This is a genomic window from Actinoplanes sp. NPDC049265, from assembly GCF_043197135.1.
GTDB lineage: Bacteria > Actinomycetota > Actinomycetes > Mycobacteriales > Micromonosporaceae > Actinoplanes.
The window spans coordinates 1-13,613 of record NZ_JBICSP010000003.1 but is presented as its reverse complement, the minus strand read 5'-3'; the positions used below and the strand labels follow the sequence as shown (position 1 = coordinate 13,613).

14 protein-coding genes are annotated in these 13,613 nt (G+C 69.4%); 5 read left to right on the top strand and 9 right to left on the bottom strand.

All coding sequences use genetic code 11. The features are described from left to right. Entirely contained in the window at positions 1 to 567 is a 567-nt protein-coding gene (locus ACGFIO_RS09880) for a TetR/AcrR family transcriptional regulator (protein WP_392824428.1), read from the top strand. Beyond that, positions 564 to 1,157, top strand: a complete 594-nt coding sequence (locus ACGFIO_RS09875; RefSeq protein WP_392824425.1) for a TetR/AcrR family transcriptional regulator — start codon at positions 564 to 566, stop codon at positions 1,155 to 1,157. Before ACGFIO_RS09880 ends, ACGFIO_RS09875 begins: the two co-directional genes overlap by 4 nt. 9 nt (positions 1,158 to 1,166) lie before the next feature. Here ACGFIO_RS09875 and ACGFIO_RS09870 read toward each other — a convergent pair whose 3' ends face one another. Beyond that, positions 1,167 to 2,093 (bottom strand): helix-turn-helix transcriptional regulator, encoded by a 927-nt coding sequence (locus tag ACGFIO_RS09870; protein WP_392824423.1) that lies wholly within the window; start codon positions 2,091 to 2,093, stop codon positions 1,167 to 1,169. Between the two features lie 9 nt (positions 2,094 to 2,102). Here ACGFIO_RS09870 and ACGFIO_RS09865 point away from each other — a divergent pair, with 9 nt between their 5' ends. Next, entirely contained in the window at positions 2,103 to 3,179 is a 1,077-nt protein-coding gene (locus ACGFIO_RS09865; protein WP_392824421.1) for an alpha/beta fold hydrolase, read from the top strand. A gap of 144 nt (positions 3,180 to 3,323) precedes the next feature. On the opposite strand, the gene metH is transcribed toward ACGFIO_RS09865, so the two are convergent. Continuing rightward, positions 3,324 to 6,848 carry a methionine synthase gene (gene metH / locus ACGFIO_RS09860; protein WP_392824419.1) on the bottom strand — a complete coding sequence of 1,175 codons (3,525 nt, stop codon included), beginning with the start codon at positions 6,846 to 6,848 and terminating at the stop codon, positions 3,324 to 3,326. 171 nt (positions 6,849 to 7,019) lie between these two features. Here metH and ACGFIO_RS09855 point away from each other — a divergent pair, with 171 nt between their 5' ends. Continuing rightward, a complete protein-coding gene (locus tag ACGFIO_RS09855; RefSeq protein ID WP_392824416.1) occupies positions 7,020 to 7,889 on the top strand; it encodes a PAC2 family protein in 870 nt (289 codons plus the stop codon). Positions 7,890 to 7,896: 7 nt separating this feature from the next. Here ACGFIO_RS09855 and ACGFIO_RS09850 read toward each other — a convergent pair whose 3' ends face one another. The 6 genes from ACGFIO_RS09850 to ACGFIO_RS09825 all read right to left on the bottom strand — a co-directional run bounded on the left by ACGFIO_RS09850 (position 7,897) and on the right by ACGFIO_RS09825 (position 11,219). Continuing rightward, entirely contained in the window at positions 7,897 to 8,082 is a 186-nt protein-coding gene (locus ACGFIO_RS09850; RefSeq protein WP_392824413.1) for a DUF397 domain-containing protein, read from the bottom strand. 113 nt (positions 8,083 to 8,195) lie between these two features. Further along, entirely contained in the window at positions 8,196 to 8,402 is a 207-nt protein-coding gene (locus ACGFIO_RS09845) for a DUF397 domain-containing protein (protein ID WP_392824412.1), read from the bottom strand. Next, entirely contained in the window at positions 8,399 to 9,277 is an 879-nt protein-coding gene (locus ACGFIO_RS09840; RefSeq protein WP_392824410.1) for a helix-turn-helix domain-containing protein, read from the bottom strand. Before ACGFIO_RS09840 ends, ACGFIO_RS09845 begins: the two co-directional genes overlap by 4 nt. A gap of 115 nt (positions 9,278 to 9,392) precedes the next feature. Beyond that, positions 9,393 to 9,809: a DUF6232 family protein gene (locus tag ACGFIO_RS09835; protein WP_392824408.1), complete on the bottom strand. Its 417-nt coding sequence runs from the start codon at positions 9,807 to 9,809 to the stop codon at positions 9,393 to 9,395. Positions 9,810 to 10,008: 199 nt separating this feature from the next. Further along, positions 10,009 to 10,827, bottom strand: coding sequence for a class I SAM-dependent methyltransferase (locus ACGFIO_RS09830; RefSeq protein WP_392824406.1), 819 nt, complete (start codon positions 10,825 to 10,827; stop codon positions 10,009 to 10,011). 44 nt (positions 10,828 to 10,871) lie between these two features. Then, positions 10,872 to 11,219: a hypothetical protein gene (locus tag ACGFIO_RS09825; protein WP_392824403.1), complete on the bottom strand. Its 348-nt coding sequence runs from the start codon at positions 11,217 to 11,219 to the stop codon at positions 10,872 to 10,874. Positions 11,220 to 11,313: 94 nt separating this feature from the next. Between ACGFIO_RS09825 and ACGFIO_RS09820 the strand changes: the two genes are divergently transcribed. After that, entirely contained in the window at positions 11,314 to 12,105 is a 792-nt protein-coding gene (locus tag ACGFIO_RS09820) for a GntR family transcriptional regulator (RefSeq protein WP_392824401.1), read from the top strand. Here ACGFIO_RS09820 and mshC read toward each other — a convergent pair. Continuing rightward, positions 12,102 to 13,340, bottom strand: a complete 1,239-nt coding sequence (gene mshC, locus ACGFIO_RS09815) for a cysteine--1-D-myo-inosityl 2-amino-2-deoxy-alpha-D-glucopyranoside ligase (protein ID WP_392824398.1) — start codon at positions 13,338 to 13,340, stop codon at positions 12,102 to 12,104. The genes ACGFIO_RS09820 and mshC overlap by 4 nt on opposite strands. Between the last annotated feature and the right edge of the window lie 273 nt (positions 13,341 to 13,613).

The following is a 13,613-nucleotide window of genomic DNA, read 5'->3' as shown; positions in this document are numbered from 1 at the left end:
ATGGAGGAGCCGGTCGACACCGCGACCGCGATTCTCGCGAGCGCCGCGGTACTGCTGCGCGAGCGCACGTTCGACGACATCTCCTATCGTGCGCTCGCCGACGAGGTCGGCATCTCGGAGCGCACGATCTACCGCCAGTACCCCACGCGTGCCCACCTGCTCGCCGCGCTCTCGAACTGGATCGAGCAGACCCGCTTCCCTCTGCCGCCGTTCGTGACCGTGTCCGATTTCCGCGCCGCCGTGCACGAGCGCTTCCGCGCCTTCGACGCGTCACCCGCGTACGCGTACGTCGGCGCACGGGCGTCCGCGATCTCGCCGACGCTCGGCGCCGAGCCGGCCTACATCACGCGTGCGATCGAGGCGATGCTCGACGTGGCGGCGCCGACGCTCAACCGACGGGATCGGCGGCGGGTCGCGGCATCCCTGCGCTACTTCTCGTCGGCGATGTTCTGGGCGCGCCTGCGCACGGGCTTCGACCTGGATGCCGGCGAGATCTGCGACGCGTTCGACCACGCCGTGGGCACGGTGCTCGCGAGATTGCCCGAAGCGACGTGGGCGGAGCCGTGACCGGGTCGACGGCCGGCCCGGCGCTGAGCGGCACGCAAGCGGCGATCCTCGCCGCCTACGCCGAACTGATCGAGGAGGTCGGCAGCGACGACGTGTCGTACCGGGTCATCGCGCGCCGGGCCGGCATCGCCGAGCGCACGGTGTTCCGCAACTATCCCACCCGCGTCGACCTCCTGCTGGCGACCGCGGCCTGGATCGAGGCGACGCTGTTCGCCCGCGAGGAGTCGCATTCGATCTTCGACATCCCCCTCGCGATCCGCGACGCGATGCAGCGGTACGACGCGCGGCCCGAACTCGCGCACGTCGTCGCCGAGACGGCGATGCGCGGAGTGAGCGGCGCGTCGCCGGCGCCCGGCCGGGCGCAGCTCGAGCGGCTGCTGGATGCCGAGGTGCCGTCCCTCGACGCCACGCAGCGCAGGGCGGTCATCGCGGCGCTGTCGCACCTCGACTCCGTTGGGACCTGGGTGACGTTCCGCCGCGAGTTCGGCATGGACGGGCGAGACATCGCCGACGCCGCCGCATGGGCGGCGGAGGGGGTGCTCGACAGCATCCGTGACCGCGTCACCCCGTGGCGTGGCGCAGAAGCCTGATGACCTCGGCTATCGTTCCGCCGTAGGACGTCCGTGCCGGTCTGAGCCGTATCGCTCGGCGAGCGCGTCGCCGATCGAGGCCAGGTGGTCCCGCACCCGCGTCGGGCCGGTCACCTCGAGGTATTCGACCAGGCCGGCAAGTTCGCCGGCGAGTTTGTATTCGTCGTTGCCGCGGATCACGATCTCGATGCGGCCGTCGGTCGTGGAACCGCCCACGTCGAGTCGAGCGCCGAACCCCATGCGCAGCACGTCTATCGCGTGTGCCGCGCACATCGCCCGGGCCTCGACGGGTGTTCGCTTGCGTTCGACCTCGTCCGCGATCGCGCGCCAGCTCTCGGCCAGGTCGAAGTCGTCGGGCCGGTGCACGGGATCGCCGGTCGGGTCGACGACCGATACGCGGTCGATCCGGAAGGTCCGCCGACCGGCCTCGGTGCCGGAGACGAGGTACCACGACGGGGCTTTGGCGACGATGCCCAGCGGCTGGACGGTTCGCTCGGTTTCGATGCCTGCGCGGTCGACATAGCCGAGCCGCACCTGGACACCGCGGATCACCGCGTCCTGGAGCTCCTCGAGGAAGCGAGGCGGTCGGGGCTCGACCCGGCTCGAGCCCCATCGTTGCGGGTCCGTGACGAGCGACGACGCCGCCGCCTCGGCCTGTGCCCGGAACGGCTCCGGCAGGGCATGGACGAGCTTGCGCAGCGCCGCTTTCAAGGCCGGCGTCACCGACGAGGCCGGGCCGGCGGCCAGGAACAGGGCGCGGGCCTCACCCGCGGTCAACCCGGACAGGTCGGTGCGGGCGCCGCCGACGAGGCGCCAGCCGCCGCGGCGGCCCTGCACGGAGTACACCGGCACCCCCGCCATGGCGAGCGCGTCGAGGTCGCGGCGGGCGGTGCGCTCGGAGACCTCCACTTCCCGGGCGACCTCCGCCGCCGTCACCTGTTCACGGTGTTGCAGCAAGAAGAGAATGGCCATCAACCGGTCGGCTCGCACCCGGACCACACTTCCACCAAAACCGGTCAGGAGGTGACCGGTATCGGTCCGCAAGATACCGGCATGACAACCGATTTTCCCGAGCCCACCCGCATTTCGGTCAACGATGTGGAACTGGAAGTCTTCGAAGCCGGCCGGCAGAACGCGGGGAACCCCATCGTGCTCTGTCACGGCTGGCCGGAGCACGCATTCTCCTGGCGTTATCAGGTGCCGGCCCTGGCCGCCGCGGGCTACCACGTCATCGTCCCGAACCAGCGGGGCTACGGGAACTCGTCGCGGCCCGCCGAAGTGACGGACTACGGCATCGAGCACCTGTCGGGTGACCTCGTCGCCCTCCTCGACCACTACGGCTACGCGGATGCCACCTTCGTCGGCCATGACTGGGGCGCATTCGTCGTCTGGGGCCTGTCCCTGCTGCACCCGAACCGGGTCAACGGCGTGGTAGCGCTGAGCGTGCCCTACCAGGAGCGCGGCGAGATGCCCTGGATCGAGGCCATGGAGGCCGTGCTCGGCGCCGACTTCTACTTCATCCACTTCAACCGGCAGCCGGGCGTCGCGGACGCCGTGTTCGAGGAGAACGCGTTCCAATTCCTCCGGAACCTGTACCGGAAGAACGTGCCCCTCGCCGAGCCTCAGCCGGGCAACGCGTTCATCAACCTCGCCAGAGCGGAAACCCCACTCGGCGACCCCGTCATGAGTGACAGCGAATTGGCTGTCTTCGTCTCCGCATTCGAGTCGACCGGGTTCACCGGCGGAATCAACTGGTACCGAAACCTGGACCGCAACTGGCGCCTGCTGGCGGACGTGGACCCGATCATCCGACAGCCCACCCTCATGATCTACGGCGACCGCGACACGGTCGCGCGGGCCGAAAGACTGACAGAATTCGTGCCGAACGTGGAGGTGGTCAGTCTCGACTGCGGTCATTGGATCCAGCAGGAGAAGCCGCGGGAAACAACCGAGGCGATTTTGAAGTGGCTGGACCAGCGGAATGCCGCCCGGCATCTCCAGCCGGACATCAGTCGCTGGTAAGGCTTCTGCGCTGCGGGTTGGCGGCGTCAGCCACCAACCCGCTGGGGCGGGCGCACGTTGCGCCACGTGCCCCAGGCACACAACGGTGACGCTCCCAGCCAACGCGACCACCGCCCCGTGGGGTCTGGGGCGGAGGTGTGGCGGCTACTTGGCGTTGAAGTAGTTGGCGTCCGGGTGGTGGACGATGATCGCGTCGGTGGATTGTTCGGGTGCGAGCTGGAACTCCTCGGACAAGGTCACACCGATGCGGGAGGCGTCGAGGAGGTCGACCATTTTGGCGCGGTCCTCCAGGTCGGGGCAGGCCGGGTAGCCGAACGCGTAACGGCAGCCGCGGTAGTCGTTCTTCAGGATGCCGGCCAGGTCGCCGGGGTCACCGGTGGCGACCGTCGTGCCGTCGGCGAAAGTCAGTTCGGAGCGCACGCGGCGGTGCCAATACTCGGCCAGGGCCTCGGTGAGCTGCACGGACAGGCCGTGGACCTCGAGATAGTCGCGGTACTCGTCGGCCGCGAACAGCTTGGCGGTGTATTCGCTGACCGGCTGGCCGACCGTCACCAGTTGCAAGGCCACGACATCGAGTTCGCCCTGGGTACGCGGGGCGAAGAAGTCGGCCAGGCACAGCCGGCGCTCCTGCCGCTGCCGCGGGAAGGTGAACCGGGCCCGTTCCGCCGCGCCGTTCTCGTCCAGGACGACCAGTGTGTTGCCCTCCGAGTAGGCCGGGAAGTAGCCATACACCACCGACGCCTCGAGCACCTTGTCGGAGATCAGCCTGTCCAGCCAGTAGCGCAGCCGCGGCCGGCCCTCGGTCTCGACCAGTTCCTCGTACGACGGGCCCTGACCGCCGCGCGACCCCTTGAGCCCCCACTGCCCGAGGAACGTGGCCCGCTCGTCCAGCAGGGCCGCGTAGTCGGCCAGGGGCACCCCCTTGACGACCCGGGTGCCGAAGAACGGCGGCTTGGGGATCGCGATGCCGGTCGCCACGTCCGAGCGGACCGAGGTGTCGTCGAGCGACGGCAGGTTCTCGGTCACCAGGGCCCGCTGCCGCTCGCGCCGCGCCCGCCGGGCCGCCAGCGCCGCCTCACGCTCGGGGTCGATGACCGTGGCGCCGCCACGCTTGGCCGTCATCAGCTTGTCCATCAGGGAGAGCCCCTCGAAGGCGTCCCGCGCGTAGTGCACCTCACCGGCGTACTGGGATCGAAGATCATCCTCGACGTACGACCGGGTCAGCGCAGCCCCGCCCAGCATCACCGGGAACTTGTCGGCCAGCCCCCGCGAAGCGATCTCTTGCAGGTTGTCCTTCATCACGACAGTGCTCTTGACCAGCAGGCCGGACATGCCGATGGCGTCCGCCTTGTGCTCCTGGGCCGCCTCGATGATCGCGTTGATCGGCTGCTTGATGCCGATGTTGACGACCTCGTAGCCGTTGTTGCTGAGGATGATGTCGACCAGGTTCTTGCCGATGTCGTGCACGTCGCCCTTGACCGTGGCCAGCACGATGCGGCCCTTGCCGGCCTCGTCCTCGTTCTTGTCCATGTGCGGTTCGAGGTACGCCACCGCGGCCTTCATCACCTCGGCCGACTGGAGCACGAACGGCAGCTGCATCTGACCGGAGCCGAACAGCTCACCGACCGTTTTCATGCCGTCGAGCAGTACGTCGTTGACGATGGCCAGCGCCGAGCTGGTCTCCAGGGCGCTGTCCAGGTCGGTTTCCAGGCCGTTGCGCTCGCCGTCGACGATGCGCCGCTTGAGCCGCTCGTCCAGCGGCAGCGCGGCCAGTTCCTGGGCGCGGGTCTCGCGGGCCGACGCCACGTCGACCCCCTCGAACAGGGCCATGAACTTGTGCAGCGGGTCGTAGCCCTCGCGCCGCCGGTCGTAGACCATGTCGAGCGCGACCTCACGCTGCTCGTCCGGGATCCGCGACATCGGCAGGATCTTGCTGGCGTGCACGATCGCGCTGGTCATGCCCGCCTCGGCGCACTCGTTCAGGAAGACCGAGTTGAGCACCTGGCGGGCCGCCGGGTTGAGGCCGAACGAGACGTTGGAGACGCCCAGCGTGAAGTTGACGCCCGGGTAGAGCTCGGTGATCCGCCGGATCGCCTCGATCGTCTCCAGGGCGTCGCGGCGGGTCTCCTCCTGACCGGTGGCGATCGGGAAGGTCAGCGCGTCGACCAGGATGTCGGACCGGTTCATGTCCCACTCGCCGGTCAGCGCGTCGATCAGCCGGGACGCCACGCGCACCTTCCACCCCGCGGTGCGGGCCTGGCCCTCCTCGTCGATGGTCAGCGCGACCACCGCAGCGCCGTGCTCCTTGACGATCGGCATCATCCGGGCGAACCGCGAGCCCGGGCCGTCGCCGTCCTCGTAGTTGACCGAGTTGACCACGCAGCGGCCGCCCAGCATCTCCAGCCCCGCTTCGACCACCTGCGGCTCGGTCGAGTCGAGCATCACCGGCAGCGTGGACGCGGTGGCGAACCGGCCGGCCAGCTCGCGCATGTCCTGCGTACCGTCGCGGCCAACGTAGTCGACGCACAGGTCGAGCAGATGCGAACCGTCCCGGGCCTGGCCACGGGCGATCTCGACGCAGGCCTGCCAGTCCCCGGCCAGCATCGGCTCGCGGAACGCCTTGGAGCCGTTGGCGTTGGTCCGTTCACCGATCATCAGCACGCCGGCGTCCTGCCGGAACGGCGCCTCGTGGTAGATCGACGACACGCTGGGCGCGTGCTCCGGCGTACGCGGAGAAGCCGTCGCGCCCCGCACCTCCTGAACCACCTTGGCGATGTGCTCGGGCGTCGTCCCGCAGCAGCCGCCGACCAGCGACACGCCGTACTCCCGCACGAACCGCCCGAGCGCCTCGGCCAGTTCCTCCGGGGTCAGGGGGTAGTAGGCGCCGCCGGCGGCGAGGACCGGCAGGCCCGCATTGGGCATGACCGAGAGGGGTACGCGCGCGTTCTGCGCGAGGTAGCGCAGGTGCTCGGTCATCTCGGCCGGCCCGGTCGCGCAGTTGAGCCCGATCAGGTCGATGCCCAGCGGCTCCAGCGCGGTCAGCGCGGCACCGATCTCGCTGCCCAGCAGCATCGTGCCGGTGGTCTCCACGGTCACGTGCGTGATGATCGGGACGGTGCGGCCGGCCTCGGCCATCGCCCGGTGCGCCCCGACCACGGCCGCCTTGGTCTGCAGCAGGTCCTGACAGGTCTCGATGAGCACCGCGTCGGCCCCGCCGAGGACCAGGCCGGCGGCGGTCTCGTGGTATGCGTCGCGCAGCACGGAGTACGACGTGTGGCCGAGCGTAGGCAGCTTCGTACCCGGGCCGACCGAACCCAGCACGTACCTCGGCTGCTCCTCGGTCGTGAACCGATCGGCCGCCTCCCGCGCGATCCGCGCGCCCGCCTCCGCCAGCTCGCGGATCCGGTCGTGGATGTCGTAGTCGCCGAGATTGCTGGCGTTCGCCCCGAAGGTGTTGGTCTCGACGCAGTCGGCGCCGGCGGCCAGATAAGCCTCGTGCACACCGGCGATGACGTCCGGCCGGGTGACGTTGAGGATCTCGTTGCAGCCCTCGAGCCCCTGGAAGTCCTCCTCCACGCTCAGGTTCGCGGCCTGCAGCATCGTGCCCATCGCCCCGTCGGCCACGAGGACACGGCGGGACAGCGCGGAGAGGAGGTCTGTGTTCGGCACCTTGTCAGATTATTGGGGGCGGAGCCCCGGTGCCGACTCGCACACCGCTCTGGGCTACCTCTGTGATGGGGCTCTCGCCGTGCGGGCTCGGCGGCCGACGGCGCGGCCGCCGGGTGCGCTTCCGGCGGGGCACGTAGGCTCTGAGGGTACGTACGGCGGAAGGTGGAGACCGTGAGCGAGTTCGACGGCCTGCCCGTGCTGCGGTCCCCGGTGGCGATCGCGGCGTTCGAGGGCTGGAACGACGCTGCCGACGCGTCCACCGCGGCCGTCGAGCATCTCGAGCAGGTGTGGGAGGCGCGCGAGATCGCGAGCATCGATCCCGAGGAGTTCTACGACTTTCAGGTGAGCCGGCCCACGGTCACCATGACCGAGGGCGAGACCCGCTCGATCGAGTGGCCGACAACCAGGTTCATGCAGGCCAGCCCGCCCGGGGCCGACCGTGACGTTGTCCTGATCCGGGGCATTGAGCCGAGCATGAGGTGGCGCACCTTCTGCGAGCAGGTCCTGGAGATCTGCCACAGCCTCGAGGTCGAACGCATCGTCCTGCTCGGTGCCCTGCTGGCCGACGTCCCCTATACGCGTCCGCTGCCGATCAGCGGCTCGGCGTCCCGCCCCGACATCGCCACGAAATACCAGGTGGCCCCCACCCGCTACGACGGCCCGACCGGCATCGTCGGCGTCCTCCAGGAGGCTTGCGGCCGAGCCGAGGTCGACGCGCTGTCGTTCTGGGTGCATGTGCCGCACTACGCCAACAATCCGCCCTGTCCCAAGGGGACGCTGGCCCTGCTGCACCGCCTCGAGGACGTCCTCGACCTGCCGGTGCCGATGGCCGAGATGGCCGAGGAGGCGGACGAGTGGGAGAAGCGCGTCCGAGCGGCCGCCGAACAGGACGCCGAACTGGGCGAATACGTCCGCGAGCTGGAGGAACGCGTCGGTGATGCGGGCATCAAACCGCTGACCGGCGACGAGATCGCCAGCGAGTTCGAAAAATACCTGCGCCGCCGCGGCGGTTCAGCCGGCCCCACCGCTGGCTCCTGGTAGGACCGTTTCAGAACTGGCCGTCGACGATGGCGGCCCGGAACGCGGCCCACTCCGCACGGTCCAGCTTGATCACCGTGCCGGGTTCCTGGCTGTTCCGGAGATAGACGAACTCGCCGTCGGAAGCGACCTCGGCGCAAGTTCCGTTCGCGCAGAAGCTGCTCCGTTCCCACTTCAGGTTCTCGGATGCCGCCATGGGAACCTCCCCCTCGCTTCGTGGTCAGAGTACTTGACCTAGCCTCCTTAACGAATACTCAGGAGACGGAAAAGCGCGCCGGCACCAGGGCCGACGCGCGCGAGGGGACTACTTCAGCGAGTGAAGTCGCCCGCCTGGATGGCCTCGAGGAATCCACGCCAGTCACTGCGTGACAGCTGCAACACCCCGTCTTCTGGACGCTTGCCATCACGCATGGCGACGAAGTCCGGCCCTGCCGCTACTTCGACACATCCCCCACTTGAGCAATAGGTGCTCTTTGTCCACTTCGTTGTGGTTTGCAACTTAATCTCGTTCCTCACTGTGCATCAAGAGCGGCGGCCTCGGCGATGATCCGTTTGACCGACTTCTCCTCGGGCAGAGAGCTTGCCCAGGTCCTAACGAACACGTCGCGGTGTAGTTCCAACACCTCAAGATCGTCGACCAGGCTATCGGTCTCCGCCAACTCACGGTAGAGCACCTCGCCCGAATAGAGGCCTCGATCGAGCCGCAGCAGGCCGAAGGAGCCGAATCCGGTCATCAGACCCGATTCCATCGGGAGCACGCGCAGCTTGAGATTGCCACGGCGCGCGGACACGACCAGCTCACGAAGCTGCTCCGCCATGATCTCGGCGCCACCCACGTTCATCATCAGCAACGGCTCGTAGATGACAACTTCAAGCTCGGGGGGATCTCCCGAGTCGGTAGTGTCCCGGCGCCACTGAGCCCGCGAGTCCAGGTGAGCCTTGAGCTTGTCGTCCGCGATCCGCGGTTCGAGGAACCGCAGAACTGCCTCGGTGTATGCGGGCGTCTGAAGGAAGCCTGGAATCACGTAGGTCAGAAACCACTGTGCCGCGTCAGCGACCGCGGCGAACTGCAGCATCTGCAGGGTGGATGGCGTCAGGTGCTCACGCAGGTCGGCGTCGACCACGTACCGTTCACGCCGCGAAACCCGGGCCTCATCGAGCAGGCCGCTGACCGTGTCCGGGTCGGTGATGTCGAGCAGTTCCAGGACGGATCGCAAGTCCGTCGAAGCAATGTTGACCTCGCCCAGCTCGATGCGCTGCACCTTGGAGAGCGACCACTCCATCGCGGTGGCGACCTCGGTCTGGGTCAGACCCTTGGCGTCGCGCGCGTGCCGTAGGGCGTGCCGGACTCGCCATCGGCTGACGGCTGGGTGTTCGGCCCGCCCGGACACGGCTCTGTGCCTCCACAACGCTCAATAACTGTCAGTGAGCCTGCTGTACCTCTATCAGCTATACCGCAGACACGGAAGGTACACCACCGTGGCAGGCTCGATCGGTCGGGGATGGTTAAGACTTCGCGTCTTCGTTTCGTTCGATGGCTCGGATCAAGCCTCGGCAGGCCGCGTCGAACTCCGGCCGAGGCAGCTCGAACACGACCACACCGGTGCCCTTGTAGCCGGCCTGGAGCTGGGAGCACGAGCTGGCCCGGGCGCGCCGGCGCTCGATGATCGCGACGGCGGTCGCCAGTGCGAAGACCACCAGGGCCAGCGGCAACGCCCAGCCGCCGAGCTGGGTGGCCAGCAGGCCGACGACGATGGCGGACGAGCCCAGCGCCCACATTCCCGTGGTCCACGGCGGATCGTCGTGGACCACGGAGAAGCCGTTGAGCTCGGCGATGACCCAGAGCTGCCAGCCACGGTCGATCCTGACCTTGACCAGCTTTTCCGTGATCACCACGCGGCGGCTTCGGTAGTAGACGGTCATCTGCTTCACCTCCTTCCCGACGGGTCTTGCATCGACCCGGAAAGGAGGAGAAGGATGGGATTTGAGTGGGCACATCCCTTCCCCTCTCCGGGGTCGGATGCCCGAGGCGGCGCTCAGTGGCAGCTGGGCGCCGCTTCCTTCGTCCACGGACCCCTATTCGTGACGGTGCACTCAGTATGCGGCCAAGCGGACGTACTTGCTATACCGCAGATTGCGATACAGCCGACGCGGGCGTGCCAAATGTCAACAGGTGGCTGGACGCGCCCAGCAGGGACGGCTCCTCCTCCACGCCACGGAGGGCGGCCAGGAGCTCGGCCGACGTCACCGGGTCGGCCAGCAGCTCGGTCACCCGGTCGGTCATGGGCCAGACCGGACCTTCCACCGCGAGCGTCCGTACCCTGGTCAGGCCGGCCGCCGACGCCTCCGCGGCCGGCTCCCCGGGGGCGTGGAAGTAGGCCGTGGTGAAGAACGGGCGGCCGGGCGGGCTGACGTGCCGGCCGTGCGCGACGTCGGCCAGCGTGATCTCCCGGGTCTCGGCCTCGCCGAACAGGCCACGCGACACGATGTCGAGCAGCGGCGCGTGCCGGGCGATCGTCGCCCCGGCCACCACACCACCCGGGCGCGCGACCCGCACGGCCTCCCGCCACGCCAAGGCCCGGACGGCCGGGTCGAGCAGGTGGTAGAGCGGGCCCATCAGCAGGACGGCGTCGGCCGACGCGGGATCGAACGGCAGCGCGCGGGCGTCACCCAGCACGGCCGTCACGCCGGGCCGAGCCGCCGACGCGGAGACGTGCGACGGCACCGGGTCGACCACTGTCACCTGGTAGCCGGCGTGCGCGAGCGGGCCCGCGTACACACCGGTGGCCCCGCCGACGTCGACGATCACCGCGGGTGGCGGCGGCAGGATCCGGGTCAGGATGTCCCAGGTACGCAGGAACTCGAGACGCCCGACACCGGCCGACAGGCGGACGGTCTCGCCGCCGCGCTCGTAATAGGCGAGGACTTCCGGAAGCAGCATGCGATAGACAATCGCGCCCGCGCCCGCGGAGGGGCAAGCGGGATTCAGCGCCAGAAGACCGCGACCGCCGCGTTGGCCAGGGTCAGGCCGACGATGGCGAAGAAGTGACCCTTGGCGACCGTCTCCCGTTTGCGGGGCACGAACACCATCACGAAGATCATCAGAGCGATCACCAGCTTGACGACCAGCTTGATGGGGTCGGGCTCGTGGTCACCGCCCCCGCGCAGCGGTGCGGCCAGGCCGATGCCGCTCAGGAGCTGCACGATCGAGCCCCAGAGCACCGCCTTGTTGATCCGCACGGTGCCGCTCAGGTACTGCGTGACCAGGCCACCCAGCAGCAGCGCGAATCCGATCAGGTGCACGTACAGAAGAATCAAGCGCAAGGCTCCCACGCCGGAGAGCTTCCCAGACGCGCCCGGGCGTGTCGCTGCCGGGCCGGGCACAGTCGCTGATGCATCCTAGGAACCTAGGGTCTGGAGGTACGCGATGACGATCAACCCGGGCGCCGCCGAGTTTCCCCATCGGCAGATCGCGGCGCAGCTCAAGGAACGCATCCGCCGCGGTGACTGGCAGCCGGGCGAACGCCTGCCCTCGATCCCGGCCATGGCCGAGATGTTCGGCGTGGCTAAGCAGACAGTGCAGCGGACCGTCGACCAGCTGCGGGTCGAGGGCATCCTGATCACCAAGCCGGGCTCGGGCACGTACGTCCGCGGCACCCGCCGCCGCCTCAACCGGCTGGCCCGCGGCCGCTACGGCGCCCATCGCGGTTACCACGCCGACCTCGCCGCCCGCTACCGCCAGCAGCTGGTGGCGGTCGGCCGGGAGCCCGCTCCCCCGGAGGTGGCGGACGCGTTCGGGATCCGCGACGGCACCGACATGCTGGTCCGCCGGCACGTGGTACGCACCGACGACGCCACGGTCGAGGTCGGCGCCTCCTGGTTCCGTCTCAAGGACGCCACCGGCACGTCGCTGGAACGGCGCGAGGCGTTCGGGCGGCCGCTCTACCAGGAGGCGGAGGAGGCGCTGGCCCGCCGCTACGCCTCGGCGACGGACACGATCAGCGCCCGCCAGCCGAGCCGCGAGGAGGCCGAGATCCTGCAGATCCGCCCGGACACGCCGGTGCTGCACCTGCTGCACGTGGCGTTCGACGAGACCCGCAAGCCGATCGAGGTGGCCCAGGCGACCTGGCCGGGGCCGATGACCACGCTGACCGAGGACTATCGCATCCCCGCGCCCACCCCGGACCCCGACCCCGACCCGGGTTTCGCCCTGGCCTAGAGACGGACGCCGAGCAGGGCGTCGACGGTCTGGGCGATCAGGGCGGGCGCGGACGGGTCGTCGCCGGCGCCGATCACGGCCGCCTCGGCCCAGGCGTCCACGAGGGCCAGCGCGGCGGGAGCGTCGAGGTCGTTGGTCAGCGCCTCGCGTACCGCCGCCAGCAGCCCCGCGCCCGACGGCCCGGCGGTCGCCGACGCGGCCGTGCGCCACCGCGCCAGCCGCTCCTGACCGGTCTTGAGGACGTCGTCGGTCCACTCGCGGTCCGAGCGGTAGTGCCCGGACAGCAGCCCCAGCCGCAGCGCCATCGGGTCGACGCCGTCGCCGCGCAGCCGGGAGACGAAGACCAGGTTGCCCTTGGACTTGGACATCTTCTCGCCGTCCAGGCCGATCATGCCGGCGTGCACGAAGTGCCGGGCGAACGGCCGCGACCCGGTCAGCGTCTCGGCGTGCGCGGCCGAGCACTCGTGGTGCGGGTAGAGCAGGTCGTTGCCGCCGCCCTGCACGTCGATGGTGGAGCCGAGCAGGCCGAGCGCGATCGTGGCGCATTCGATGTGCCAGCCGGGCCGCCCGGGGCCGAGGTCGCCGCCGTCCCAGGCCGGTTCGCCGTCGCGGGCGCCGCGCCACAGCAGCGGGTCGAGCGGGTCGAGCTTGCCGTCGCGATCGGGGTCGCCGCCGCGCTCGGCCGACAGCCGGCGCATCTCGTCGCGGCTCAGATGCGACTCGTAGCCGAAGGACGGGGCCGCCGCCACCTTGAAGTACACGTCGCCCGTACCGTCGGGAAGGGTGTAAGCGGCGTCGGCGGCGAGCAGCTCGCGGACGTGGGCGGCGATGTCGGGGATCGACTCGACCGCGCCGACGTAGTGGGCCGGCGGGATGATCCGCAGCGCCTCCATGTCCTCGCGGAACAGCGCCGTCTCGCGCATCGCCAGCACGATCCAGTCCTCGCCGTCGCGGGTCGCCCGTTCCAGCAGCGGATCGTCGATGTCGGTGACGTTCTGCACGTAGGTCACCGAGCGCCCGGCGTCGCGCCACAGCCGCTGCACCAGGTCAAAGGTGATCATCGTGGCGGCGTGCCCGAGGTGGGTCGCGTCGTAGGGCGTGATGCCACAGACGTACATGGTCGCGGCGTCGGCCGGCTCGCTCGGAAACACGTCGCGCCGCGCCGAGTCGTAGAGCCGCAACGCAGGCGGCGTCCCCGGCAACGACGGCACCTCATGCCCAACCCAAGCGTCCATCCCCAGAGCCTATCCAGCGCTTATGCCCCGGAGCAGTGACCCAGATCAAAAGCAGGATGTCGCGGCGGGGTGGGTGGTGCTGACCGTCGCTCATTGGTGGACCCTTGATGTTGTCCGGCCCGTGAGGGTCGGATGGCATCTGGGCTGTTGAGTCATCGCCCATCGTTGCTGCCCCCTGTTTTGGTTTGAGGGCTTGCGGGAGTGTTAGCGAGGCTTGGCGGTCCGGGGCATCCCGACTGGCGACAGGGCTACTGCGCCGTTGAGCGCCCGTCA